This window comes from Salinibacter sp. (genome assembly GCF_036626415.1).
Classification (GTDB): domain Bacteria; phylum Bacteroidota; class Rhodothermia; order Rhodothermales; family Salinibacteraceae; genus Salinibacter.
This window is the reverse complement of record NZ_JAZKRW010000030.1, coordinates 1-26,562: the sequence shown is the minus strand read 5'-3', so window position 1 is coordinate 26,562 and position 26,562 is coordinate 1. Positions and strand designations below refer to the sequence as shown.

Here is a 26,562-nt window from a genome sequence, read left to right as displayed (position 1 = left end):
AGTGAGGCCCCCGCCCGGATCTTGGCGTAGGCCGACGCCGCGTCGTGCACCCCTCCCACGCCGACAATCGGAATTTCGCCGTCGGTCGCGCGGTAGAGGTACTGCACCAGGCGCGTCGCCCGGTCCTCCAACGGCGGCCCGCTGAGCCCGCCCGCCCCGATCTCTTCGAGCCGCTCGTCGGACGTCTGCACGCCCTGCCGGTCCGGGGCCGTGTTCGTCGCGATAAAGCCGTCCACGTCGTGGGCCGTCGTCACCGCAAGGATTTCTTCCAGCCGCGTGTCGAACAACACACGGTCGCTGAGGGGAGGGCTCAGCTTGATCAGAACGGGCACTGCCAGCCCCGGCGCCTTCTGCTCCGCCGCGATGGCGTCGAGCAGCGTGTCGAGGGCCGCCGGGTCCTCGAACGTGCCCCCGTCCGGCGTATTCGGACACGAGACGTTGAGGGTCACGTAGTCCGCCGGCCCCACCAGGTGCCGAAAGCTCGTCCGGAAGTCTTCGAGGGCCGCCTCTCCCATGATGTCGGGATCGTGGGTCTTGGCCAGGTTGACGCCAAGCGGGCGCGATCGGTCCGACCGTCCCTGCTCCAGTCGCTCCGCGACCGCCTCCGCCCCCTCGTTGTTCAGGCCCAGCCGGTTGATGAGGGCCTGGTCCTCCGGCAGTCGAAAGGCGCGTGGGGTCGGGTTGCCCGCGGCGGGGCGGGCACTCACGGAGCCCACCTCCACAAACCCGAACCCGACGGCCTCCCAGAACGGCACCGCCTGGGCGTTCTTGTCGGCCCCGGCGGCCAGCCCCACGGGACTGGGAAAGGTGTTCCCCCAGAGGCGCTGCTTGAGGCGCTCGTCCTCGAACCGGTACTGCGACGCCACGAGGGGCAAAACCGTACGCTGGGCCATCCGGGCCGCCCACAGGCTTGCGGTGTGCGCTTGCTCAGGGCTCATCCGGAACAGCAGCGGTCGCAGAAGCTGGTACATGCGCACTTCGATGTCGTCGGGCAGAGGAGGGGGAGGACACACCGATCACTTGCCTCTTTGGACCCGTATCCGGGACACTTCGTTTCTCTGCCGCTCGCCGTTTTCTCGCCCACCGCTCTTCGTCGTGCCCGCTCCGATTTACCAGGTCGATGCATTTTCGACCACGCCGTTCGCCGGAAATCCGGCCGGCGTGTGCATGCTGGAGGGACGCCGCAATGCCGACTGGATGCAAGAGGTGGCCGCCGAGATGAACGTGTCGGAGACGGCCTTCCTGCGGCCCCAGGGCGAGACCACGTACCGGCTGCGCTGGTTCACGCCCACCGATGAGGTCGCCTTGTGTGGCCACGCCACCCTCGCCAGTGCGCACGTCCTCTGGACAGACGAATACGCGTCTCCCGAGGCTCCTCTTCACTTCGAGACCGCGAGCGGGCCCCTCACGGCACGCCGCAACGCCGGATGGATCTGGATGGACTTTCCCGCCGACCCGGTGGCGCCGACCGATCCGCCCATCCCACTTCTCAATGCTCTCGACGGCGCCATGCCGGATGAGGTCGGATGGAGCGGGCGCGACTATCTCGTTCGCCTGCAGAGCTCAGAGACCGTGCGCGCCCTTCAGCCGGACCTCTCAGCCCTGGAGAGCCTCGACGACGCGCGGGGCGTCATCGTAACCGCTCCCGCCGCGACCAACGACGTGGATTTCGTGTCGCGCTTCTTCGCCCCCCGCGTGGGCGTTCCGGAGGATCCCGTGACGGGCTCCGCCCACTGTGCCCTCGGCCCCTACTGGGCCGCCGAAACGGGACGTACCGCACTCACGGGCCATCAGGTGTCGAAGCGCGGGGGCACCGTCCGCGTCCGCCTCGACAGCCCGGATGCGGAGCGGGTCACGCTTGGGGGACAGGCCGTCACCGTCGTCGAAGGCCACCTCGACGCGTAACGAGTCCGCCCCTACCATCCGGGCCGCAGGATGAGCCCAAAGTCCCAGTTCTTGGTGCGCTGGAAGGTACGGGCGTAAAACGCCTCCATGACGATCGCACCCAGCACGTTCACCCGCGCCGAGACGCCGGCACTCGTCACCGGCTGGGCCGATACGGAGCTCTCTGAGGTGCCAGTCCCCAACCGCCCGTTCGTACCCGTCCCAATTGTGTTCGAGGAGAACGACAACTCCGTCAAGTCCTCGCTTGTCCACGCCACCCCGGCGTCGGCGAAGAGGACGAGGTCGGTCGGCAGGTACTCGAAGGTCGAGAGGCTCAAGACCTCCGGGCCCAAGAGCGGGAGGCGAACCTCAGCGCTGCCGAGGGCCATTCGGGTGCCATAAAGCCGCCCAATGTCACACACTCCCTGCTGCCGGCACTTTGGCTCCTCAAAGATCGAGTTGAAGCTGTACCCCCGCACGAAGCCGACCTGATACGGATCCCCAAGCGTCTCGCGGACAAAGTTATCCGTCAACTGCCCGTCAAACTCATTCGCCCCATAGTTTCCGCGGTGAAGGCCCCGGACCGCAAACGTGACCGGCTCGCGGTAGAAGTAGCGCCGGTAGTCCGCCAAGACCGACACGAAGTTTCGAGAGCCAAACTGGGGCGTCACCTGGAAGCGGTAGCGCCCACCCTGCAGGGGCGAGGTCAATCCGGAGCTGGAAAAGTCGCCGACGTAGGCGAGGCTCACACGACCAAAGTAGATGGGATCACGCGACGTGCCGATGTCGATCTCCTGCGATTGCCCAAACCGGTTGAACGCACGGGCCGTCACGTCGAACCCATAGCGTGTGCCCCCGAGGCCCAGCTCCAGTCGGTTCGTCTGAGAGAACGGATAGCTCGTCTGCGCGCCCACCTGTGTGCGGAAAATCCGCTGGACGATCTGCACGAAGTTCCCGTTGGGCGTACGGCCAATTTGCCCATAGGCCGACGGCTGGTGCGAGATCCCAACGCCGTAGTCAAATCGGTTCTCTTGGTTGGAGTAGAAGACGCCCCCGCCGATGTCTTTGATCGTCCCGTTGGCCTGCACGAAGACACTCAAGTTGCGGTGCCCGAGCATGTCACTAAACATAAAGCCCACGCCGCCCGCCACCTGGGTGCCCACAGGTCCCCCCACGGAGGCCCCCACCGAGGGGGGGACGATTCGGTCAAGGTATAGCCGGTCGCTGGCTTTCGACGTATTGGTCGAGTCCACGTCCTTTAGCCCGGTCATCGGGTCGTCCAGGTAGCTGCCCACCAGCCCTTCTCCCTTCGGCTGCACGGGCGGGAGCAGCGCCGCGGTGCTGGCGCCCCCCTCCGGCGTCATCCGCTCGCCCTGCGTCTCCTCCGGCGAGAGCCCCACGATGGAGTAGCCCCCGTTCGAGAAGACCGAAAACATCATCCGCCCACTCCGGCGAGCCACCGACAGGGCGGGGGAGAGGGCCGTGATGCCGCTCACACCGGTCTGCAACTCCGTGATGCGGTAGGTGGCCTCCTCATCCAGATCATACCGGTACACGTCCTTGAATCCGTCCTGGTCGGCGACGAAGTAGATGCTGCGGCCGTCCGGGCTGAACTGCGGATTGTGCTGCATGCCCGCAGAGAAGGGCCGGATCGTGCGAATCTTCCTAGACTCGACATCGATCAGCCCAATGCGCTCTTCCCCGTATTCGAGCGTCTCGAAGTTTGTGCCGTTCGGCCCGCGGTCCGTCGTAAACGCGAGGGTCTCCCCGTCCGGCGACCACGTCGGCTGCAGGGCCGCGTACCGGTCGTTGGTAAGCTGGCGCACGCTCTTCTGCTCCAGGTCGTAGACGTACAGGTCACTCAACCCCCCCTCCAGCCCCGAGAAGGCGATGGACTGCCCGTCGGGGGACCAGGCCAAGTTGTGGATCGCACCGACGTCCTCCACCGCCGTGCGCGTCCGAATTTCGCCCGTCTGGACGTTGAACGTGTTGATCTCGTTGCGGCCGTCCGCGAACGTGATGAACGCAAACCGCCGCCCGTCGGGCGACCACGCCCCCGCCGAGTTGATGAACCGGAGCGCGTCAAAGTGTGGATTCGACCGGGTGCCCTCCAGTTCCTGCACAATCTCACCCGTCTCCGCGTCGGCAACGAAGAGGTTCGTGTTGAAGAGGTTGCGGCGCGAAATGAAGGCCACGTAGCGGCCGTCCGGGCTTACCGCCGGGGAGATGTTGAGCTGGTAATCGCCCCCCGGCTCTCCAATCACCGCCGTGCCGACCGAGTCGACCGGCGTCCGGCCTTTGGTGCCTGGCAGAAACGCGTCACGGGTGGCCTGCTTCCACTCCTCGGAGAGCGAATCGGCCGAGATGCCGAGCGTGTACACGAAGGCCGAGTCGAGCCCCACCCGTCCGCTCATCTTGTAGAGGTCCGTGACGGTGGCGTCGCCGTACTTGCCACCAATGTAGGCCATGTACGCCTGCCCGTAGCGGTAGGGAAAGTAGGACTGCTGGTCGCGCGTGAGCTGCCGGATGGTGGGCAGGTCCTCCCGCACGGCCGCGTCCCGCATCCACATGGCCGTGTGCGAATCCTGCCGCCCCACCGAGAGATACTCGGCCATGCCCTCAATGAACCACAGCGGCATGTTGCGGAGCGAAAAGCCTTCGTTGTCTTTGCGAAGGGCAATGTCGTACTGGAACGAGTGGACCAGCTCGTGCCCGAGCACGTGATCGGTCTCCCCGTAGCTTCCCGTGAGCGGCATAATCACCCGCTCCTTGAGGCTTTCCGTCACCCCGCCAGTCCCCTGCCCCAGTTGGCCACGGATGGCATTGGTCTGCTGAAAGTCGGGGCTGTTGGCGTAGAAGATCAGCGGCTTCTTCTGCTGAAACTCCCGAAGAAAGGTGCGAGAGTGTCGATCGTACCACCGCTCCGCCATCCGGGCGGCGTCCTCAACGGCCTGCTTCTCTTCCGGATAAAAGTAGATCTCGAACTGGTCCGTCTCGAACGCCTGAAAGTCGAACTGCTCGTACTGGACCTTATTTTGCCCAAAGTACTGCGCCGAGGCGGGCCCCACGGCTCCGACCATCGAGACCAGCGACAGCACGACGAGGGCGAGGGACGAACGTGCGAGAAATCGTTGCATGGCGGCCAAGGGCGTCAACGGGGCTTAACGAAACCTGCACTTTGGGGAAGGTTCTACATGTATCGCTTGGGGCGCGAAAGGGTTCAACCGTTACACGGCTGCGCACCCGGAATAGAACTTGCGCTCTCCAAGCAATCGCATGTATGCTCCGCCCGGCGATGGCCAATCTACCAGCCAGGACGCCCGCCGAGAAGCGGAGTCGCCAGAATACGTTTGTGCAAAAGTAAAACTTGCTAAGGAGACCGAGGGTCCGTCGTGGATGGAACGAGACTGTTTGCTCTCGCGTCGTTCCCAATCCCATCCTGCACCCCTTGGTGTGTAATTATCGTCCACAGAGGACGACCCTGAGGCCTCATTCCTATCCTGCGCACAGCCGCCCCTTGCCTGCGCTCGTATGGACGAGTATCGCACCCGCGTTCGGATCTATGCCGGGGTCGTCGTCTTCCTCTTCCTCCTTCTTGGACTCCGTCTGGCGCAGCTCCAGGGCTTCAACGGGGCGTCCGAGGACGGCGCCCCGCCGGGCAGTGCCGTCCGGGAGCAATCGGTGGAACCGGCCCGCGGCGCCATGTACGCCCGGGACAGCACCCTCCTGGTCGACAACCGGCCCACCTACACGATCCTCATCACCCCTCAGTACTTCGACGCGTCGAAGGCCCCGCTCTTGGCCGACCTCTTGGGAGTCGCCGACTCAACGGTGCGTCGTCGGTTGCAGGACGCGCGCGAACGCAACTCCTTTCGCCCCATCCCGTCGTTCCGGGGGGTCTCGTTCGACACGTTCAGCCGCGTGCAGGAGCACCTTTACGAATTGCCCGGCGTCTCGTACGACGTGGAGCTGCGACGGCGCTACCACACGGCTGCCCGGGCGGCTCACGCCCTCGGCTACGTCCACGAGATTGACCGTCAAACCCTGTCCCGCATGCCCGCGGACTACCGGGCCGGCGACCGGATTGGCCGCACGGGGCTGGAGCACGTTTACGAGTCGATGCTGCGGGGCGACCGGGGCCGCGAAATGGTGCTCGTGAACGTGCACGGGACAGAGGTCCGGCAATACCAGAACGGCGCCATGGACATTCCCCCCCTCGGCGGCCACGACCTCCGTCTCACCCTCGACCATCAGGTGCAGGCCCTGGCCGAATCGCTTTTCGTGGGCAAGCGCGGCGCGGCCGTGGCCCTCGACCCCGACACCGGCGGCATCCTTTCGCTCGTGAGCACGCCGGACTTCGACCCGTCCTTGTTTGCCCAGTCGGTGAGCACCTCGGCCTGGGACAGCCTCCGCTCGGACCCGCGCGACCCGCTGTACAACCGCGCGACCCAGAGCGGCTACCCTCCTGGATCCACCTGGAAGCCGTTCATGTCCCTCGTCGCCCTCGAAACCGGGATGCTCACCGCCTCGGAACGCATGGACTGCCCGCCGAGCTACCAGATCGGGCGACGGGCGTTCAAGAACCACAATGGACAGGACGAGGGCCGGATCACGGTGGCGAAAGCCCTTGAGGTGTCGTGCAACACCTTCTTTTACCAGTTGATGGACAGCATGGATCTGGCGACCTGGCACGACTGGGCCCGGGAGTTTGGGTTTGGCCGCGCCACGCCGCTGGAGGGATTCCGGCAGGAACCCGGTCTGATTCCCGACTCGTCCTACTTCGACCGCATGTACGGCCGCTGGACGGACGGCTACACCATCAACCTCGGCATCGGGCAGGGCGACATGTCCGTAACGCCCCTTCAACTGGCCCGGTACGCGGCGGCCCTCGGCAATGGGGGCCGCCTGCCCACCCCCCACTTTGTCCGCGAGGCCGTCCATCCCGAGACCGGCGCGATCCAGCGCCCGGACCTGCCGCCCCCGGACCCCATTCCGGTCGACCCGGCCCACTTCGAGACCGTCCAGGAGGGCATGCACCGCGTCATGACCGACGGCACCGGCCAGTGGGTTCAGATTCCCGGCATTCCCAGCGCCGGCAAGACGGGCACCGCCCAGAACCCCCATGGCGAGGACCATTCGCTGTTCATCATGTTTGCGCCCTACGACGACCCCGAGATTGCCATCGCCGTGGCCGTCGAGAACGCGGGCTACGGGGCCACCGCTGCGGCCCCCATCGCGAGCCTGATGGCCGAGAAGTACCTGACGGGGTCGATCGCGGACACCTGGGAGCGGCGCTACTGGAAACGGCGCCTGCGCGAGGAGATTCGCAGCGCCCCGGAGAACGACTCCTCCGGGTCTCCCGGGCCGTCTGCCCCCGTACAGGCCACCTCTCAGCCCACGGCCCCCACCCTCGATTCGTCCCGCACCGACGCCCCCTCCCCGTAACGCCCGGCCATGAAGAGCCTGCTTCGCAAACTGGATCCCTGGACCCTCTTGCTGTGGGGGGCGCTCGCCGGAATGAGCCTCGTGGCCTTGTACAGCACCACCCACGGCCCGGCGGCCGAGTATCTGGGGCCGGGCGTCCAGAACAGCTTCTCGCGCCAGTTGCTGTGGATTGGCGTGTCGGCCGTCGGCATCGGAGGGACCCTCCTGCTTCCCGTCCGCTTCCTGCGGTACGCGGCCTATCCAGCCTACGCCGCGACGATCGGCTTGCTCATACTATCGCTCGTGATGGGCGTGGAGGTGCATGGCACGCAGGCGTGGCTTGCCCTCGGTCCGCTGCGGCTGCAGGTGTCGGAGCTCGCCAAGGTGGGCACGGTCCTCGCCGTGGCGCAGCTGCTGTCCGAGCGCCACACCCGAACCGGGCAGGACCTGGCATTTGCCCTGAAGGCCGCGGCCCTGATCGTGGTGCCGGCCGTGCTCGTCATCCTGCAGAATGATCTGGGCACCGCCCTCGTCTTCTTCGGCCTCGTGCCGATCATGCTCTTCTGGAGCGGCCTGTCCCTCTCGGTACTGCTGCTGATGGTCTCGCCCGCCATTGCGGGCTACCTCGCGCTCGTGTCCACCCCGGCCGCCCTCGCGTTTGCCGTCCTCTTCACCGGCGGGCTCTGGGTGTATTCCGGACGCCGCTCCGTGGCCGCCCTCGCAGCCACCTTCACCGCGGGCGTGACGGGAATCATCTCGTTCGTGCTCCGCAAGATCCTCCAGCCCTACCAGGTCGACCGCCTGCTGTCGTTCACAAACCCGGAGGCCGAACAATTCCGACAGGGGGTCGGCTTTCACCTGGTACAGTCGAAGGCTGCCCTCCACTCCGGCGGGCTCTGGGGGACCGGCTTCATGCAGGGCCCGCAGACGCAGGGGGCCTACGTGCCGGAGCAGACGACCGACTTTATCTTTAGCGTCGTCGCCGAGGAGTTCGGGCTCGTGGGCTCGCTTCTTGTGCTCGGCCTGCTGGCGGCCCTCCTTCTCCGGCTCATCAAGCTGGGGGCCGACGTCAAGCACCCCTTCGGCAGCATCGTGGCCGCGGGCGCCGTGGGCGTGTACCTGATCCACATCTTCATTAACATCGGCATGGTCACCGGCATGCTGCCCGTCATCGGGCTCCCGCTGCCGTTTCTGTCGTACGGCGGCTCGGCCATGCTCGCCAACACGGCCCTGTTGGCCATCGTCCTCAACACCCACATGCGGCGCGAGGACCTCTCGATTTACGGATACTGAGCCCCCCCGGCCCCGAACACGAACGGCCGCAGCGACCAGGCTCCCACCGGGCCTGGCCCTGCGGCCGTCGCGCATCTCGTGCTCCGAATACTGACGTGTGTGTCGGGGAACCTTCCTCCCCTCCCCCTAGGGAAGAACACCGCTCGTCCTCCCCCAGGTACAGGGGATTGACCGGCTCCCCAGCGCCGACGGGCTACGGGGCCACAGGCTCGTCCGTCTCGGCCCCCGCGGCCTGGCGGTCCCCGTTCGTCGTGAACTCCGGATACGCCTCAACGTCGTGCTCCATGCGATCGAGCCCGACCGTCTCTTTCTTGCCATTGAGCCGAATGCCGATCGCGGCGTCAACAATCGAAAAGACGAGGTAGCTCATGGGAAAGGTCCACAGGAAGGCCGCCGCCACGCCCACAAACTGCACGCCCACCTGCGACAGGCTGAAGCCCGCGGAATTGAACAGGCCCGCAGCGATCGTGCCCCAGGCCCCCGCCAGGCCATGCACCGCGATGGCCCCCACCGGATCGTCCACGTACCATTCCAGGGCGCGGGTGCCGTAGACCACCACGAGCCCCGCGACGGCCCCCGTGAGGATGGCGTACGGCGGCGTTAGGGCCGCACAGCCCGCCGTGATGCCGACGAGGCCGCCGAGCACGCCGTTCAGCGTCATCGTAGCGTCCGGCGTGCCGCCGTCGATCCAGGTCACCGCCATGGCGGCCACCGCTCCGGCCCCCGCCGCGACGAACGTATTCATGGCAATCTTGGCGATCGCGGTGGACCCGGCCGTCGTGGAGCCCGCATTGAAGCCAAACCACCCGAGCCACAAGATGAACACGCCGAGCGCGGCCAGGGGAAGACTGTGTCCCGGAATGCTGCGGGGCGTGCCGTCGTTCGCGTACTTGCCCACGCGCGGCCCCACGACCAGGGCGCCGGCCAGGGCCGCCCAGCCGCCGACGCTGTGCACGACCGTCGACCCTGCAAAATCGATGAACCCGAGCGCCTCCAGCCAGCCACTTCCGTTAAACAGCCCGCCCCAGGCCCAGGCCCCAAAGACCGGATAGATCAGCCCCGTAATGGTGACGGAAAAGATCAGGTAGCCGCTAAACTTGATGCGCTCCGCCACCGCTCCGGAGACGATGGTGGCCGCCGTCGCCGCAAAGACGGCCTGAAAGAAATAAAATGCATAGGTCCACGTTTCCGGCTGATCGCCCGTGCCGGTAAGGAAGAAGCCGTCGGTGCCGATGAGCCCCCCCCAGGACGTGCCGAACATCAGCCCGAAGCCGACCGCAAAGAAGACCAGCGCCCCGGCCGAAGCGTCCATCACGTTCTTCATGATGATGTTCACCGCGTTCTTCGCCCGCGAGAAGCCGGACTCCAGCAGCGCGAAGCCCGCCTGCATGAAAAACACCAGCGCCGCAGCGAGGATCGTCCAGACGTAGTTCAGGTTCGTCTGCGCCTGCTCGGCCGATTGCACCGCCTCGGCGACGTTCGACGGATCGGAGGCGGCCAGAACATCTGCCCCGAACGGAACAAGGAGAAGGCCCAAAACGGAAGGGAGCAGCGTACGTGTACTCATGCCGAAATACAACTATTTTTTGTGGTGGGATCCGTGATGACGCCACTTACTGTAGCAATACTCCCGAAAAACCACAAAAAATAGTGCTCTGTAGAAGCGCTCCCAAGACCCGCGGAACCGCTTCCGATAACTCTTTTAACAGGATCAACACATTTCGGGACTGCCTGGTCGGAAGACACGGGCCTTCCAGGGACGGTTGCATGTCAAAATCCGGGCTGTGCCGGTGCGGGGGTTCTCTCCGTGCCCTTCGTCTTCATTGCCCGATTGCGGAGCAAGAGGGCGCACGGGAGCGTGGGGGCACCGGCACTTTGTCCCTGCAGGGCTTCATAAGCAGTCCCCGCCGCCGAGGGGCGATTGCCGTGGGGCCTTCACTCTGCCGTCGGCTCCGGGCGCCCCGAGGACACCCCGTCGTGCGATCCACCGACCGGGGCCGTCTTTTTCTCATCGGTCTGCGCGGCCCGAGTGCGCTCCAGCTCCTCGCGGAGGTGCGCGGACGTGTGCGTGTCGGCCTCGGCCAGGGCCTCCGGGGCCCCCTCAAACAGCACCTCGCCCCCGTTGCGCCCGCCCTCCGGCCCAAGATCGATCACGTGGTCGGCCTGCTTGATGACGTCCATGTTGTGCTCGATCACAATCACCGTGTTGCCCGCGTCCACCAGGCCGTGCAGGACGTTGAGGAGGTGGCGCACGTCTTCGAAGTGCATGCCGGTGGTGGGCTCGTCGAGGATGTAGAGCGTGTCGCCCGTGCCGGGCCGAGAGAGCTCCTTCGACAGCTTCACGCGCTGCGCCTCCCCCCCGCTCAGCGTGGTCGACGACTGGCCGAGCGTGAGGTAGCCGAGGCCCACCGCGTCGAGCGTTTCTAGGGTGCGCACGAGCCGCGGCTGGTTCTCGAAGAAGTCGAGCGCCTCGGCGACGGTCAGGTCCAGCACCTCGGCGATGTTCTTGCCCTTGTACTCCACCTCCAGCGTCTCCGGCCCGTAGCGCCGGCCGTCGCATGCGTCGCAGGTGACGTCCACGTCCGGCAGGAAATTCATCTCCAGCGTGACCGTGCCGGTCCCCCCGCACTTCTCGCAGCGGCCCGGGTCCGTGTTGAAGCTGAAGCGGCTCTTCGTGTACCCCCGGATCTCCGCCTCCGGCAGCTGGGCGAAGAGGTTGCGGAGGGAGTCCATCAGCTTCGTATAGGTGGCCGCGTTGGAGCGCGGGGTGCGCCCGATGGGCTGCTGGTCGATCTCGATCACCTTGTCGGCGTTGTCGAGACCGTCGATCTGATCGTAGGGCAGGGGCACCGACTTGGCATCGTGGTACTCGCGGTGGAGGATGGGAAAGAGCGTCTGGTTGACGAGCGTGGACTTGCCGGAGCCGCTGACGCCGGTGACGCAGATGAGCGTGCCGAGTGGAATGTCGACGTCCTGTCCCTTCAGGTTGTGACCGGTGGCTCCTCTGAGGGTGAGCGTCTCGCCCGTGCCGTCGCGGCGCTCGTCGGGCAGCGGGATGACGCGCTCGCCCTGCAGGTAGGCAGCGGTGAAGCTGCGAAAGTCGTAGTGGTCGCTGTCGTATTCGGCGGCCCGCTCGGCCACCTGCTTCCGGGCCACCCCGTTGTCCTCGATCTCGACCTCAGCCGTTCCGTTCGTCCGGCCGTCGCCCCCGGACCCCGCCGGGTCGACCGTCAGGACGGAGGGCGGGCCGGTGGTGATGACGTGCCCGCCGTGGATGCCGGCGCCGGGGCCGAGGTCGACTACGTGGTCGGCCGACTCGATCATGTCGCGGTCGTGCTCCACCACGAGCACCGAGTTGCCGAGGTCGCGCAGGCTTTCGAGGCTCTGGATGAGGCGGTCGTTGTCGCGCGGGTGGAGGCCAATGGTGGGCTCGTCGAGCACGTAGAGGACGCCGGTGAGCTGGGTGCCCACCTGCGTGGCAAGGCGAATGCGCTGACTCTCGCCCCCGCTGAGGGTGCGGGCCGGGCGATCGAGCGTGAGGTAGCCCACCCCCACGCCGATGAGGAAGTCAAGCCGCTCGCGCACCTCCTTCACGATCGGCGCGCCGATGCGCGCCTGCCGCTCGGTGTCGAACGGGACGTCCTCCACGAAGTCGCGCAGCTGCGTGAGATCCATCCGCGCCAGGTCGGCGATCGACCGGTCGCCGATGCGGTAGTGGAGGCTCTCCGGCGTGAGGCGCCCGCCCCCGCACTCGGGGCAGTCCATCTCCCGCATGAACGACTCGGCCCGCCGCCGCTTTTTCGAGGAGCTGGTCTCCTCGTAGGTGTGCCAGATGTGGTCGTAGAGGCCGTCGAAGCGGTGCTTGTACTGCACCTCGCGCCCCTTGTAGCCGTACTGGATCTCGAACTGCTCGTCGCCCGCCCCCTCCAAAATCACGTCGAGTTGCTCGTCGGACAGATCCTCGATCGGCGTATCAAAGTCGAACCCGTACGCCTCGGCCACCGCTTCGAGCTGGTTGAAGATCCAGATGTCCCGTGGCTCGCCGAGTGGCACCAGTGCCCCCTCACCGATCGTCTTCTCCGGATGCGGAACGACGAGCTCCGGGGCAATCTGCTTGGCGGTGCCCAGCCCCTCGCACTCCGGGCACGCGCCATAGGGCGTGTTGAACGAAAACATGTTGGGCGAGGGCTCCTCGTAGGAGAGGCCCGTCTCCGGATCCACGAGGTGGCGGCTGAAGAGGTGGTCGCCCATCTCCACACCCTCGGGCCCGTCCACCACGTCCGCGATCAGCGTGCCGCCGCCCATCTCCAGCGCCGTCTCCACGGACTGGCTCACGCGGGAGCGGATGCCGTCCTTGATCGCGAGGCGGTCGATGACCACCTCCACGTCGTGCGTCTCGTAGCGCTCCAGCTTCATGTCCTCCTCGTAGACGCGCATCGTGCCGTCCACGCGGAACCGCTCGAAGCCCTGCGCCGAGGTCTGCTCGAAGAGCTCGCGGTAGTGGCCCTTGCGGCCCCGCACCACCGGCGCCAGGATCTGCAGGCGCGTGCCCTCGGGGAGCTCCAGGATGCCGTCGATGATCTCGTCGTCGCTCTGCTGCCGCATCTCATTGCCCGTCTCGTAGGAGTAGGCCGTGGCGGCCCGGGCGTAGAGCAGGCGCAGGAAGTCGTACACCTCCGTGACGGTGCCGACCGTGGAGCGCGGGTTGCCGCTCACGGTCTTCTGCTCGATGGAGATGACCGGCGAGAGGCCGTCGATGTAGTCGACCTCCGGCCGCTCCATCATCTCCAGGAACTGGCGGGCGTAGGCGCTCAGGCTCTCCATGTAGCGCCGCTGCCCCTCGGCGAAAATGGTGTCGAACGCGAGGCTCGACTTGCCGGACCCCGACAGGCCCGTCACCACGACGAGCCGGTTGCGGGGAATGTCGAGATCGACGGCCTGGAGGTTGTTCTCGCGCGCGCCGCGAAGGGTAATGTGCTCGGGCATGCGGGGGACGGCAGCTTTCGTGAGGGAGTGCTCGCACCGGACGCCTCGCCGGATGCTCGTGTTGCGTATTTCGTATTGCGTGAGGATAGAGGCGTCAATTCGTTATAGAGAAGATTACACCACCGGGGCGGACGGGCGTTTCCCGTTGGGGCAGGGGTGCAGCGGGCCGGGGCGAAGATGTTGCGGGGGCGTTGCGGATACCTCACCCTCCAGAGGATGTCTTAATGTCTCATCTCCTCCCCTTCTTTGGTACGAATCGAGGGCGTGGTCATCGGAGTGCGAAGCGCCAGGCGAGAAGACAGCGTTCCCCCCTGCTTCGTCAAGCCCCCAACGCCGCCGTTCTCTCCCGCTCACACCTCCTGCTCCCCACCCGGGCGCCGAAGGGCCCCGACGACAGGATTGTGCCGGAGGACCTCTACCGACCAGTCTGGCACATGTGTGTGGAAGGCGCGGTGGAGCACCTGGGCGTAGTGCTCATTGCGGAGCATGCCGCCAAGCAGTGCGGTCCAGCGCGCGATGCTGCCCCCTTCTCAGCCACCCGACCTGCTGGGCAAGGGCAGTGGCTTGCGAGGTGAGAATATCGGAGGCCACCGGGCCGCCGTCCGCCGCCGCCTCAATCACCAGCGGCGCCACGTCCTGAAGACCAAACTCCTCCCGATAGGCCCGCTGGATGAGCGACTCCCGTCCGTCGATGCCACACCGTTCCCCAAAGCGATCACAGAGGGGCGTGTCGGTCCCGCCATCGAAGGCCGCCGCAACGGCCCGGAGGCCCGCTCGGCCCACGGTGTATCTACTCCCCACATCTGCCAGCAGATACCCCCGCCCCCGCCGCGGCGTATCGTCCCCTCTTCGGTCCAGTCCACCACGGTGAAGCCCGTGCCGGCAATCGCCACGAGGCCGCTCTCTGCACCAAAGGCGGCCTCTAGGCAACGCACGCATCGTGGACCACTTCCACGTAGACAGTATCTGCGTCGTCTGCGAAGGCCCGACGGAGGCGGCGGGCAAGGGCCTCTTGCTCCTCAGAACGCCCGGCCCCGGCTACCCCTGCGCAGACCAACAGGCGGCCGATGGGACGGTGGGATGAGAGGGCATCTCGACTCAGGGTGGCCAACGTTCGGCCCGACTGCTCGATGCCTCCCCGCTGAGGGTTGGCGGCCACCCCGTGCCGGAAAATCTGGTCTGAGCAGTCCTCGCACTCTGCGAGAAGCAACGTGCCGGAACCGCCTGCATCGAGACTAACAGTAAAGCGCCTTGTAGACCCAGGGGAGAATGCGAGCATCAGCAAATGAGAAGCATGCACGGCCGGGGAGAGAGCCCGACGGCCTAGTGCGCAATCCAGGCGGCTGCACCGCCCACCCTTGCCTCCAGGTGGAACGATGCATCATGCTTGAAAGACGGGATTGCTCCTCCCCACTCCTGCAGCTCTTGTCAGAAGGCGGGTCCTCGCAAAGAGCACCCCTGGCGCGTCGTTTTGGAACTGCTTCCACCGAATCATTTCCCGCGACACAGAGTGAGGAAGTCTCCGGTTGCACATCGCTCCGGCGACGTGCTGGGGCAGCGCTTCAGACGTCCATACGACGGGTCCCCCGCCCACACGCCCACACACAGACGTTCCTCCCCCTTCCTATGTCCGCCGACGCCGCCTCAGGCTCCAACCCGCCCGTCGAAACCTCCACCGTCGAGACGTCCCGCCAGGTTGCCGGGGGCCACGAAGGCACGCAGCGCGAGCGGGTGCCCGTCCTCATTTTCGACGCCCCGGACGCCATGTCGCGCCAGGTGGCCCGCCGCATTGCCAACCTCATTGAGGAGCGGCAGGCCGTGGGGCAGCCCCTCGTGCTGGGCCTCCCGACCGGCTCCACGCCCATCGGCGTCTACCAGCAGCTCATCCGGATGCACGAGGAGGAAGGCCTCGACTTCTCGAACGTGGTGACGTTCAACCTCGACGAGTACTACCCCATGGCCCCGGAGGGCCTGCAGAGCTACCACCGGTTCATGGAGGAGAACTTCTTCAACCACGTCAACATCCCCGAGGAGAACATCCACATCCCGCGGGGGGACATCCCGCGGGAGGCGGTGGAGCACCACTGCATCGAGTACGAGCACGCGATCGAGAAGGCCGGCGGCATCGACCTGATGCTGCTTGGCATCGGGCGCAGCGGACACGTCGGGTTCAACGAGCCGGGCTCCAGCCAGGACACGCGGACCCGGATGATCGTCCTCGACGAGATTACGCGCAAGGACGCGGCGAGCGACTTCTTCGGCGAGGAAAACGTGCCCCAGGAGGCCATTACGATGGGCGTGGGCACCATCCTCGACGCCGACGAGATCATCCTCATGGCCACCGGGGAGCACAAGGCGCCCATCGTGCAGCGGGCCGTGGAGGAACCGCCGACGCGGGACGTGACCGCCAGCTACCTCCAGGAGCACGGCAACGCCACGTTCTACGTGGACCGCGCCGCCGGGGGCGAGCTCACCCGCGTGAAGACGCCCTGGCTTGTGCGCGAGGTGGACTGGACCAAACGAGAGGCGAAGCGGGCCGTGATCTGGCTCTCCAAAACCCTCGACAAGGCCATCCCGCGCCTGGAGTCGGGCGACTTTTATCGCAATCAGCTCCACGGCCTCGTCCATCAGTACGACCACATCGACGACCTGACGCGGGAGGTCTTCGAGGACTTGCGCCGGCGCATCAACTACCAGGAGGACATCATCTCGGATGAGCGAGTCATCGTGTTCAGCCCGCATCCCGACGATGACGTTATCTCGATGGGCGGGATGCTGAACACGCTCGTCGAAAACGACAACGACGTGACGGTTGCCTACATGACCAGCGGCAACGTGGCGGTCTTCGACGCCGACGTGCGCCGCTACCTCCGCTTCGTCGAGCTCAGCAGCGACGCGCTCGACATGGACGACGCGGCCCTGGAGGACTTCCACGAACGCCGTGAAAAAATCGAGGCGTTCTTCGACAGCAAAGACCCCGGCGAGGTGGATCTGCCGGAGGTGCAGGACCTGAAGGCCCACATCCGCGCCGGCGAGGCGGTGGCGGCGACCGGCGTGATGGGCCTCGACCCAGGCGACTCGCGCTTCCTGGACATGCCGTTCTACAAGACGGGCCGCGTGCGCAAGGACCCCATCTCGGAGGCGGACGTGGAGGTGGTACTGGAGCTTCTCGAAGAGGTGCAGCCCACCAACATCTTCGTGGCGGGCGACCTATCGGACCCCCACGGCACGCACCGCATGTGCTACCAGGCCATCGACGAGGCGCTCCAGCGCTACCGGGCCGCCGCGGCGGGCGGCGACGGGGAGACCAGCGAGGCAACGGCTGATCCAGGAGTGTGGCTCTACCGCGGCGCCTGGCAGGAATGGGAAACGTATCGGGCTGACGTCTTCCTCCCGCTCTCAAAGGCGGGCCTCGACCAGAAGGTGGAGGCCATCTACAAGCACGAGAGCCAGAAGGACCGGGCCATGTTTCCCGGCGCCTACGACGAACGCGAGTTCTGGCAGCGCGCCCGCGACCGCAACCGGGACACCGCCGAGACCCTCAACCAGCTTGGCCTCCCCGAATTTTATGCGGCCGAGGCCTTTGTGACCACCGACAAAATGCCGTAGGGCTTTCGTTCAGTCAGTTCGCCCCGCAGCTCTCTCGCACGACCAGCTCCGGCTCGAACTCTTCGTGGACCGGATCGGCGCCGGGATTTTCAATCTGGTCAAGGAGCAGCTTGACGGCGGTCTTCCCTTTCTCGTAGACCGGCTGGCGCACCGTCGTCAGGGGCGGGATGGTGTACTGCGACGACGGAAGGTTGTCGAAACCTACGACGGCCACGTCCCCGGGCACCCGATAGCCGACTTCGTGGAGCGCGAGCAAGGCCCCCATCGCCATGGTGTCGCTCGCGCAGAAGAGGGCTCGTGGCACCGTCTCCTGCTCCGCCCAGTCTCGAATGATCGAATACCCGCTCTCTTGAGAATAGTCTCCCTCCGCCACGTACTGGCTCGGCACCGAGCGCCCAGCATCTGAGAGGGCCCGCTCGATTCCAGCCCGGCGGTCCGCAGACTCTTCGAGAGCTAGGCTCCCCAGGATGAGCCCAATCTCCTCGTAGCCGAGAGCGCAAAGGTGACGGCCTGCCTCGTACCCGCCCTTCTCGTTGTTAATGTCGACCGAGCTGACGGACTCCCAGTCCGGCGCGCGCCCAATAAGCGTTGCCGGAGCATCGCTCGCCTCCAGGGAAGACGCGACCAGATCGGTCACCTCGGTGGTGATGAGGATGTAGCCGTCAAAGCGCGAGTCGCGGGCCTGGTTCTGAATCTCTTCCTCGACCTCCTCAGACACCATCGAGAGCGACACGAAGTAGCCGCGCTCAAGGCACTGCTCGAAGATGCCGGAGTACAGCAGCGGCCAGTAGCCATTGGCCAGCGACCCGTCGCCGCGGCGGGGCGTAAGGACGCTGATTTCGAATGATCGGTCGGTGGCGAGGCTGCGGGCCACTGAACTCGGGCGGTAGTCATACTCCTCGATGACTTCGAGCACCCGCTGACGTGCCTCCTCGCTTACGTTCGGATGATCGTTCAGCACCCGGGACACCACGGATCGTGAGACGTACGCGAGCTCGGCCACCTGATCGATCGTCATGTTCTTCTCGTTGTTCTCCATGGGAATCCGGGGTTTTGAGGAGAACAATCTGGGGTCGGAGCACCGCCTCGTCGGTTTCTTTCCGCCGGCTTTCGATGCGATCCTCCTGCATAACCTCGCGCTGCGCATCCACGTTCGCAACCCGGCTCTCCCGTAGCCGATCCGAAGAGGAGTCGGGCGGATTGTTCGTGGTGGAGACAGCTATGGGACCGTTTTGGGGGGAAGGTGTCAGCATATGCCGGAGACGCGGCCCTTCGGAGGGGCAGAGAGATACTGTGGCGCTACACCGTCACGACGATGTTTTTCCGGTACATCACGGCCAAAACGCCATACCACAGGAGAATGTAGGCCACCGCGTAGAGGAGCGACGCATTCATCGGCGATGCCAGCGGGAGGAAAACAGTTTCGAACAGATACGCCTGCACCGACATCGTGTCCCCATCTACGGTCGCTTGGAGGTGAATGAGGGTCTTGGTTCCCAGTGTGCTCGCGACGAAGACGACGAGCGCGTTGACGCCGTAGACGACAAAGGGATGCGTCCATTTCTTGTGCCCCTTGAGGTCGACGAACCAGTAGCACAGCGCCAGCGCACACATCGCCACGCCCCCGGTCAGAAGGACGTACGAACTCGTCCAGAGCGACTTGTTAATCGGAAACGCCCAGCTCCAGACGTATCCCCCCACGACCAGCAGAGTCCCCCGAACGAAGAGGGTGGCGACCTTGGTGTGCGGACGTCCCTCGCTGAGAAGAAGGCGACCGGTCCAGATTCCGAGCAGCGTCGTGACGATGGCTGGAAACGTGCTGAGCAGGCCCTCCGGGTCCCACATGTAATCGGCGCCGCGCCAGAGGTGCTCAGTGCCCAGGACGATGCGATCGACGTACGCAGGAAGCGTCGCCTCCGGCACGTCCAGCATCCCGGCCCCGTAGCCGGGCACGGGGACGAGGACAAGGGCACCCCAGTATGCGAGCAGGATGCCGCCCATCCAGTACAGGCGGGTTCGGGGCCGGGCGTAGAGAAAGAGAAGCGTGGCCGCAATATAGCAGAGTACAATCCGCTGTAGAATGCCCATAATGCGGAGCTCTCCGAGACCGGGCCGCAGCCACGCAAACGTGGGATCAATCTGGACGATGGGATAGGCCGCCATGAAGAGCCCGATCCCGAACAGGATCACCGCCCGTTTCCCCGCCTTTCGGACCAGCGTAGACCGGGAGATTCCCTGCGCAAGCCGCTTCGTGTACGCCAGGGGGATGGCCACCCCAACGATGAACAGGAAGAACGGGAAGATGAGATCTGTGGGGGTCCACCCGTGCCACTCCGCGTGCCGGAGGGGCGGATAGACGTGCGCCCACGTTCCGGGATTGTTTACCAGAATCATCCCCACGATGGTCGCCCCCCGAAACACATCGAGCGAGACGAGCCGGCCCTTTAGAGGGGTCAACGAGTCGCCCGTGTGCGCCTCCTCCTTCAGCAGAGACGCCTGCTCGTCCGACGCGTCGGAGGAGGACTCTTCGTCCGTGCCGGAAGCGAGGGCATCTTCCTGAGTGGGGGGATGAGGGGTCGAAGCATCGGCCATCGCAGTCGCCATGTGTTAGAAGTCCGGGTTTTCCGGCGTATTCGGGTTGTTGCGGCTCTCCTGGTCGGGGTAGGGGTAGAAGTTGCGGGCCCGTTCCGAGAACGACGGGTTGTCCCGATCACTGACCTCCGGCCCCAGCCGGCGACTGTCGGCGAGAGCGAGGCCCTGCAGGTACAGCTCCGCCCGGCGCTGCCGAAGAATCTCGGTCTGCAGTGACGCTTCCGTCATCGGGCGTCCCGTCTCGCTGTACGGGGGGAGCCCCGCCTCAATGCCGAAAGGGGACGGACCGAGGTCGGTGCGCACCGAGTCGATGGCACTTTCGACTTCGCTGAGGGGGGCGTCTTGGTTAAGCATGGCCTCCGCCCGAATCAGAGTCATCTCGTCGGGCACAAACAGGGGCGCCGGTGTGGAGGCCGTCGTGAAGAACCCATCGGGGGCCTCGATCCCCAATCCGTTCGGGGTGCTCGTTGCGTCCGACGGATCGGTGAAGAAATCGATGCGGGCATCGCCCGGCTCGATGAGGTTGGACCCAAGGCTGTCGCGAAGCGCAAGGTCGCCCGACTGCACAAGTTCTTGCCAGTATGGGTTTTGACTCTGGTCGTTGTAGCTGAAGGTCACCTGAACGGCCGGATCGACCTGATTCGCGGCGTCGATGGCGGCTTGGTCATTACCCGCGAGGAGGTTGAAGCGGGCCCGGTAGGCGTGAATGGTATTCCGCAGCCCTTCGACGGGGCTGGCGTTGCCCGATACCGAAACGGAGAGAATGCCTGACGCGAAGTCTTCGGATGGCGCCGTATTGTTGAGCGTGGAGAGGGCGTCGTTGAGCAGAGTGGTGGCCTCCTGTAGAACTTCCTGGCGGGGCTCAAAGGGGGCCGAACCGGACAGGTCTGTGGTAGTTGGAGCTTGCTCAAACGCGAGAGCGATATTACCGAGGGACAGGGCCTTGAACACGCGGGCCGTGGCGATAATTCCGCTCTGAGTCCCCGCGGAGAGATTGACCTGAGGGGCGTTCTCAATGAGGTCCTCGGCCATCCGAACGACCCGGTAGTTGTCCGACCAGATGGCCTCAACGTTCGCGTTGCTCGTCGAGAGATCGTCTCCCCCCGCTTCCATCTCGACAAGGTTGCTAAACGTGTTGTTGATCGCAATCTCTCGGCTGGTGATGGCGCCCCCCCGTGGGATGGTGGCGTTGAGGACATCCGTCGCGTAGAACTCTTGCATGCCAACGGCAAGTGCCCGAACACCCTCGGCGCTCGAGAGCGTCTGATCCTCAGTAGGGTTATTTTCATTGGTCGGACTGAGGTCGCAGCTAGCCGTCACAAGCGGCAGCGCGAGAACGACTAGCACCGAAATTAAAGAGCGGGGAAGGGACGTGGGACGAAACATAGCGGGGTACGGATTGAAACGTTAGGAAATCGAGAGGGCACAGAGGGGACTCAGAACGTGAGCGTGGCGCCGAGAGAGAACGTCCGCGGGACCGGGGGAACGACGAAGTCGAATCCACGCACCCCGGTTCGCTGCCCCCCAATGTTCACCTCTGGATCGTATCCGCTGTAGTCGTCAATCGAGAAGAGATTGCGCCCCGCTGCGCTAAACTGCACGCTTTGGAAGGGGAGGCCATTGGGCCGAATCGTGTAGCTGACCGCCACCTCGCGGAGCTTGACGTAGGAGCCGTCTTCGATCCAATTCTCGAAGATGTTGAAGACCCCGAACCCGTACCCGTCCGGGAGATTGCCCTCCAGCTCCCGCTCGTAGTCCTCCAGGGTCCCGAACGGGGGAAAGGCCCCAATCCGGCGCGTGAAGTTGAACACGTCTTGCCCGAACTCGCCGTCGAGTTGAAACCGAAACCGCAGGTTGTCTCCGATCTGAAACTGGTTGATCCAGGCGAGTGAGAAGTCCGGCTGGGGGTTTCCGATGATCTGGTCTTCGGCGGCCCGGGCCGGGATTCCACTGCACCCGGACTCGCCGGCGGTGCAGTTGGCCGGGCGCCAGTACCCGTCGTCGTCCTCCCCCATCACGTTGCCGTCCGTGTCCACGACCCGCCCGTTCTCATTCCGCTTGAAGGCGCCCCCGAAGAAGGAGCCAATGGGCTCGCCGTTCTCGGCAACGGAGACCCCGAAGCTACTTGGGATGACGACGCGCCCGGTCTCCCCCGGAATGCCGCTCACTTCGTTGCGGTTGCGGGAGTAGGTCGCGGTGGACACCCACCGAAAGTTCTCCCGGTCGAGCGCCACGCCCCGCACGCGAAGCTCAATACCGTTGTTTTCGACCGTTCCGACATTTCCGAGCCTCGTGTCGAAGCCGGTGGTGGGAGCGAGGGACTGTGTGAGGAGGAGATCGTTGGTTTGCTGGTTGTAGTAGGTAAATTCGATGGCCACCCGCTCGCTAAAGAGACTGAAATCGGTTCCGAGCTCAATCTCCCGCTGACGCTCCGGGACGACGCCCTCGGCCCCACGTTGGTCGGACGGCTGCAGTCCTGGGTTGCCGGCAAACGGCTGCGAGTTGTAGACCGTGAATCGGTCGAAGGCCCCGATCGACGTCAGGCCACCCGACCAGCCTACGGAGCCCCGAAGTTTGAAGCTTGGAATGATCGACCTCAGGGCGTTACTCCAGAAGTCGTACTCGGAAAGCACGTAGGAGGCGCTCACCTTCGGGTACAACTGCCAGCGGTCCTCTTCCCCAAATGAGGAGGAGGCATCGAGGCGAAGGGCGCCCGTGACGAAGAGACGGTCGGCCACCCCGAAGGACTGCTGTCCGAAGACTCCGTAGACGGTGAGGGGGGATCGAAACTCCCCGAACTCCCGCGAGGAGGTTCCCCCACCGACGGTCTCGGCAATGGGAGGCAGGTCCTGCGACTGCGCGTTGAACGTTTCCTGCGAGGAGTATTGAACGGTTCCGCCAATCAGCGAGGTTGAGCGCACCTCCTCAGCAATCGTCGTCTCGTAGCGGATGTTGAGGTCGCTGTTGTACTGGAGACTGCTGAGCTCCGCCCGGCGAGAGAATCCGGTCTCGAACCCGTTCGTCCCTACCCCCCGCGGAATGAAGGCAGTGCCGGCCTGCTCGTAGGTGTCCAGGCCGATAACGTAGTCGATGCTGAGCCCATCGAGAGGCGTCATGTTTACCTGAAGGTCCCCAATGAATCGGCTGGTTTCCTGCCCAAAGTCGAACCGGCTCTGCACCTCTATCGGGTTCGAGAAGGTGCCGATGTCGGGAAACTCGCCGAGGTCGTTCTTTCGCGGGTCGGTCGTGTTCGGACCAAAGATAAACCCGGTCATGGCCCCGTAGAGAGTGTTCAGCCCGCCGTTGGGCACGTCGGCGCTTTCACTGAAGGCGTATCGCGCCCCTGCCGTGACATTCACCCAATCGTTTAAAGTGTGCTCCAATCGGGCAGTGCCGTTGTATCGGCGAAAGCTGCTTTCGTCAACGATGCCCTGCGTGCCAAAGTACCCCCCTGAGGTAAAGAAACGGGTGTCCCCCGACGAGCCCGAAACTGAGAGATACTGGTCCGTTCCGTAAGCACGGTCAAAGATAAAGTCCTGGTAGTCCCAGCGTCGCTGTCCATCAGGAAGCGGGCTCCCATCATTGCCGAGAAACTGTCCCTGATCGTTCTGCGCCATGTTTACATCGAGGGTGTTGCGGATGGCCTGTGTCTCGACACGCGTGCTGTATGTGACCTGCGTTTCCCCGGTCTCCCCGGTTTTTGTAAAGATCTGCATCACCCCATTATTGGCGCGAGAACCGTAAAGGGCCGCAGCGGCGGCACCCTTTACGACCTCGATCCGGGCGATGTCATTTGGATTAATGTCGAGGAGTCGGTTTTGCGTCGTGCCGCCAATCTGTATGAGTTCTGGAGAGTCGTTGCTGACGATCACGCCATCGAGCACGATGAGCGGACCGGCAGCCCCCAGAACGGTCCCGGTCCCTCGCAATCGAATGTCGGTGCCCCCCGCCGGATCGCCGGAGCTTTGTTGAATGCGCACGCCCGCCAGCTTTCCCTGCAGCGACTGCAGCGCCGAGCTCTTCGGCGTTTCCTGAAGCTCGGCGGCCTCGATGGAGGAGATCGCATTCCCCAACTCCTTGCGGCGGGTTGGGCTGGCCTGGCCGGTGACCACCACCTCTTCGACGCGGCCGGCCGAGACGTTCATGCGGACGGGGTCGAGCGTCACTCGTTGCTGATCTCCGAGGTCAATCGGCCGGGTCACAGTCTCAAACCCCACAAATGAGACGCGAACGCGGTACCCCCCCGGCTCTAGCTGCGCCTCGAAGGTAAACTGGCCATCTCCCATCGTCGCGGTTCCGTAGGTCGTACCCACAATCTGAACATTGGCGCCGGGGAGCGGCTCATCGTTCGTTGCGTCAAGGACCTGCCCGGAGATCGTGTAGGACGTCTGCGCGGCCGCCGGGGTCCCAACGATGGCAACGATTACGCCCACCAGCAGGGCGGAAAGAGCTGTATATCGATCAAGGAGGTTCAACATGGCCAAAAGAAGAAAACCGGGGGAGCAGCGAGGTGCAGTGAACAAGGCGATTTTTAAACAATCAATTTTGGAAATAAACCATCCCACGAATGGCTGTCAAGAGATCTCTTCGGTTGGAAGCGGTTCCACGTTTCTTCGTGCAGTTTCGTTTTCGTGGGGGCGCAGCACGGCTCTTGGATCTGCAGACTGGCCCCGCCAAGTTCTGGACGCCTCTCCCTCAGAAACGTCTCCTCATCAGGTCCTGTGTTGCCCTCGATTCAGTGCTCAGGCTGCCTGCAGTGCTTGCAGTGAACTTGATTCAGTATTGACGCGGAGCCCACAATCCGTACGGCCAAACTAGCCATGTTTGAATCCAGGGACCTGAATCGCTTGAGATTTACCACAGCATCTGTTTGGTGGATTGATGTTTAGCCGATACGAGCGTAGCGACTGACGAGGCGCAGCCGAGTACACTCAGTGGGCGACGCTACAAAATGGGCCCCAATGAATCTCCGTAGCGGGGGCCGAGCAAGAGCGAGGTCATACCCTGGTGAGCTACCGGGCAAGTGCAGAAGCCATTTTGTGCGAGATCCATGAAGTCGCAGCGCTGGGAGCGCAGCGCACTGAGCGTAAGCGAGGAAATGCTCATGGAGTGCGACCGAGTACTCTTCGGAGTGGCCACAGAACGTGCGCCAAACAGCTTTCCAAAACCTCATATCAAAGGCGCGTCATCCTGAGCCTGACTCAGGATCTTTCCATAATCGACACTGCCCCCACTAGAGAGATCCTGCATCGGAGTGCGTGACGACGCGCAGGGGGTTTGGGAAAATACTCCAACTCAAAGTGATAGGTAGCCAGACGTCCAGATCGGGGTCTGGAGCGACGTTTCTATCGAGGCACTCGTCGACGCCGCGTCGCGGGAACCTTCCTGGAGGGCGTAGAGGTTGAGACAAGCCCCCATTCACCTCCCCGGCTCTCTTCCCAATCGCTCCTTCTCAATGCTTGAATCGCTCCTCCTTGCCCACGACTTTTCCCCGTCTTCCGAGCGGGCCCTCGCTTACGCCGTGGACCTGATCAGGCGCACCGACGCGACGCTCCACCTGGCGTACGTCGAAGAAACCCCAGAGAGCGTGCTGGACGAGGGGCGGCGATCGCCGCTTCCGAGCTACAAGCTCGACGAGCGGTTCAAAGAGCGCTGCCACGAGTCACTGGCCTCGCACGACCTGGCCCCCGAGGACGACCGCCTCGCCTACCACGCCGACCGGAGCGACGCCGTCGCCCCCACCCTTCTCCGCATGGCGAAGCACGAGGACGCGGACCTGATTGTCATGGGCACCCACGGCCGCCGCGGCGTTCAACGAGCTGTCTACGGCAGTGTGGCCGAGGAGGTCCTCCGCACGGCCCCGTGTCCGGTCTTCACGACCCGCGTGCGGGAGGACGGCCCGAGCGCCACCTCGACGGCGCCCATCGAGCGGATCCTCGTGCCCGTTGACTTTTCGGACCTGTCGCGGAGCGCCCTGGACTACGCGGCGCGACTCGCCCGCGTCTACGACGTTCCCCTCCAGCTCGTCCACGCGGTGGAGTCCCCGACCCTCCCGCCCGTCTACGAGATGCAATCGCCCAAGACCAAAAGTCGCGAGGTGAAGGACCGGGCCGAGCGCGAGCTCCAAAACTGGGGCGCCGTCGCCGCGGGCGACGGCCAGTCCGTGTCGTACGTCGTGCACCGGGGCGAGCCGGAAGAAACCGTGGTGCAGGCGGCCGGCCTCGACACCCTCACCGTAATGGGCACGCGGGGCCTGTCCGGCGTGCGTCGCACAATGCTCGGAAGCATCACCGAGGCGGTCATGCGGGGGGCAAAGGGCCCTGTGCTGGCGGCCCGTGCCTTCCCCGGTGCCCCGTCGGGCGAGCCGGACGCGTAGAGCTGTTTGAGATCTGTTTCCACGCAGCCGACCCCGGACCGAGAGGGCGCGCTGCTACCGACGCGCCGCGTCCGCCACCTCCTCGCGCACCACGGTCCGGCCGATGGGCGTGAGCGTAAGGGCCGCGATCTTGACGTGCTGAATGCCGAACGGGATGCCGATGATCGTCACGATGAGCGCCGCGGCCGTGGCGAGATGCCCCAGCGCCAGCCACCAGCCGCAGAGCAGAAACCAGAGCACGTTGCCGAGCGTCCCGAGCGGACTCGTGCCCACGTCGCCGCCGCCCGTCAGCTCGTCGCGCCGCACCGCCTCGCGACCGAATGGCAGGAACGCAAACGTGCCGATCTCGAAGCAGGACCGCCCGAACGGGATGCCGACGATCGAAACGTACATCAGCA

Annotated in this window: 16 protein-coding genes; 5 read left to right on the top strand and 11 right to left on the bottom strand. The window is 64.9% G+C overall.

Annotation, left to right across the window (positions count from 1 at the left end; translation table 11 throughout):
- Positions 1–971, bottom strand: a 971-nt coding sequence (locus tag V5A20_RS05290) for a quinone-dependent dihydroorotate dehydrogenase (protein ID WP_332326861.1), incomplete at its 3' end; no start/stop codon positions are given.
- 124 nt (positions 972–1,095) lie between these two features.
- On the opposite strand from V5A20_RS05290, the gene V5A20_RS05285 reads away from it, so the two are divergent.
- Positions 1,096–1,905, top strand: coding sequence for a PhzF family phenazine biosynthesis protein (locus V5A20_RS05285; RefSeq protein ID WP_332314564.1), 810 nt, complete (start codon positions 1,096–1,098; stop codon positions 1,903–1,905).
- An 11-nt stretch (positions 1,906–1,916) separates the two neighbouring features.
- Here the strand turns inward: V5A20_RS05285 and V5A20_RS05280 are convergent, their stop codons facing one another.
- Entirely contained in the window at positions 1,917–5,021 is a 3,105-nt protein-coding gene (locus V5A20_RS05280; protein ID WP_332314563.1) for a peptidase S9, read from the bottom strand.
- A gap of 394 nt (positions 5,022–5,415) precedes the next feature.
- Between V5A20_RS05280 and mrdA the strand changes: the two genes are divergently transcribed.
- On the top strand, positions 5,416–7,329 hold the full coding sequence (gene mrdA, locus V5A20_RS05275; protein WP_332326860.1) for a penicillin-binding protein 2: 1,914 nt from the start codon (positions 5,416–5,418) through the stop codon (positions 7,327–7,329).
- A 9-nt stretch (positions 7,330–7,338) separates the two neighbouring features.
- Positions 7,339–8,601, top strand: a complete 1,263-nt coding sequence (rodA, locus tag V5A20_RS05270) for a rod shape-determining protein RodA (protein ID WP_332314561.1) — start codon at positions 7,339–7,341, stop codon at positions 8,599–8,601.
- A 193-nt stretch (positions 8,602–8,794) separates the two neighbouring features.
- Here the strand turns inward: rodA and V5A20_RS05265 are convergent, their stop codons facing one another.
- From V5A20_RS05265 to V5A20_RS05250, 4 genes are all read right to left on the bottom strand, one after another.
- On the bottom strand, positions 8,795–10,168 hold the full coding sequence (locus V5A20_RS05265; RefSeq protein WP_332314560.1) for an ammonium transporter: 1,374 nt from the start codon (positions 10,166–10,168) through the stop codon (positions 8,795–8,797).
- Positions 10,169–10,536: 368 nt separating this feature from the next.
- Entirely contained in the window at positions 10,537–13,587 is a 3,051-nt protein-coding gene (uvrA, locus tag V5A20_RS05260; RefSeq protein WP_332326859.1) for an excinuclease ABC subunit UvrA, read from the bottom strand.
- 350 nt (positions 13,588–13,937) lie between these two features.
- Positions 13,938–14,075 carry a hypothetical protein gene (locus V5A20_RS05255; RefSeq protein WP_332314558.1) on the bottom strand — a complete coding sequence of 46 codons (138 nt, stop codon included), beginning with the start codon at positions 14,073–14,075 and terminating at the stop codon, positions 13,938–13,940.
- Positions 14,062–14,388, bottom strand: coding sequence for a hypothetical protein (locus V5A20_RS05250; protein WP_332314557.1), 327 nt, complete (start codon positions 14,386–14,388; stop codon positions 14,062–14,064). Before V5A20_RS05250 ends, V5A20_RS05255 begins: the two co-directional genes overlap by 14 nt.
- Positions 14,389–15,213: 825 nt before the next feature.
- Here V5A20_RS05250 and nagB point away from each other — a divergent pair.
- The gene (gene nagB / locus V5A20_RS05245; RefSeq protein WP_332326858.1) at positions 15,214–17,196 is read left to right on the top strand and encodes a glucosamine-6-phosphate deaminase; all 1,983 of its coding nucleotides are present in this window, start codon (positions 15,214–15,216) and stop codon (positions 17,194–17,196) included.
- Positions 17,197–17,209: 13 nt separating this feature from the next.
- Here the strand turns inward: nagB and V5A20_RS05240 are convergent, their stop codons facing one another.
- The 4 genes from V5A20_RS05240 to V5A20_RS05225 form a co-directional block, all read right to left on the bottom strand.
- Positions 17,210–18,235 carry a LacI family DNA-binding transcriptional regulator gene (locus V5A20_RS05240; protein ID WP_332314554.1) on the bottom strand — a complete coding sequence of 342 codons (1,026 nt, stop codon included), beginning with the start codon at positions 18,233–18,235 and terminating at the stop codon, positions 17,210–17,212.
- A gap of 260 nt (positions 18,236–18,495) precedes the next feature.
- A complete protein-coding gene (locus V5A20_RS05235) occupies positions 18,496–19,788 on the bottom strand; it encodes an acyltransferase family protein (protein ID WP_332326857.1) in 1,293 nt (430 codons plus the stop codon).
- Between the two features lie 15 nt (positions 19,789–19,803).
- The gene (locus V5A20_RS05230; RefSeq protein WP_332314552.1) at positions 19,804–21,009 is read right to left on the bottom strand and encodes a hypothetical protein; all 1,206 of its coding nucleotides are present in this window, start codon (positions 21,007–21,009) and stop codon (positions 19,804–19,806) included.
- 215 nt (positions 21,010–21,224) lie between these two features.
- Entirely contained in the window at positions 21,225–24,266 is a 3,042-nt protein-coding gene (locus tag V5A20_RS05225; RefSeq protein WP_332326856.1) for a SusC/RagA family TonB-linked outer membrane protein, read from the bottom strand.
- Between the two features lie 977 nt (positions 24,267–25,243).
- Here V5A20_RS05225 and V5A20_RS05220 point away from each other — a divergent pair.
- Positions 25,244–26,164, top strand: a complete 921-nt coding sequence (locus tag V5A20_RS05220; protein WP_332314550.1) for a universal stress protein — start codon at positions 25,244–25,246, stop codon at positions 26,162–26,164.
- Between the two features lie 54 nt (positions 26,165–26,218).
- Here V5A20_RS05220 and V5A20_RS05215 read toward each other — a convergent pair whose 3' ends face one another.
- Complete coding sequence (locus tag V5A20_RS05215) at positions 26,219–26,560, bottom strand: YccF domain-containing protein (protein ID WP_442978428.1); 342 nt, start codon at positions 26,558–26,560, stop codon at positions 26,219–26,221.
- Positions 26,561–26,562: the final 2 nt, after the last annotated feature.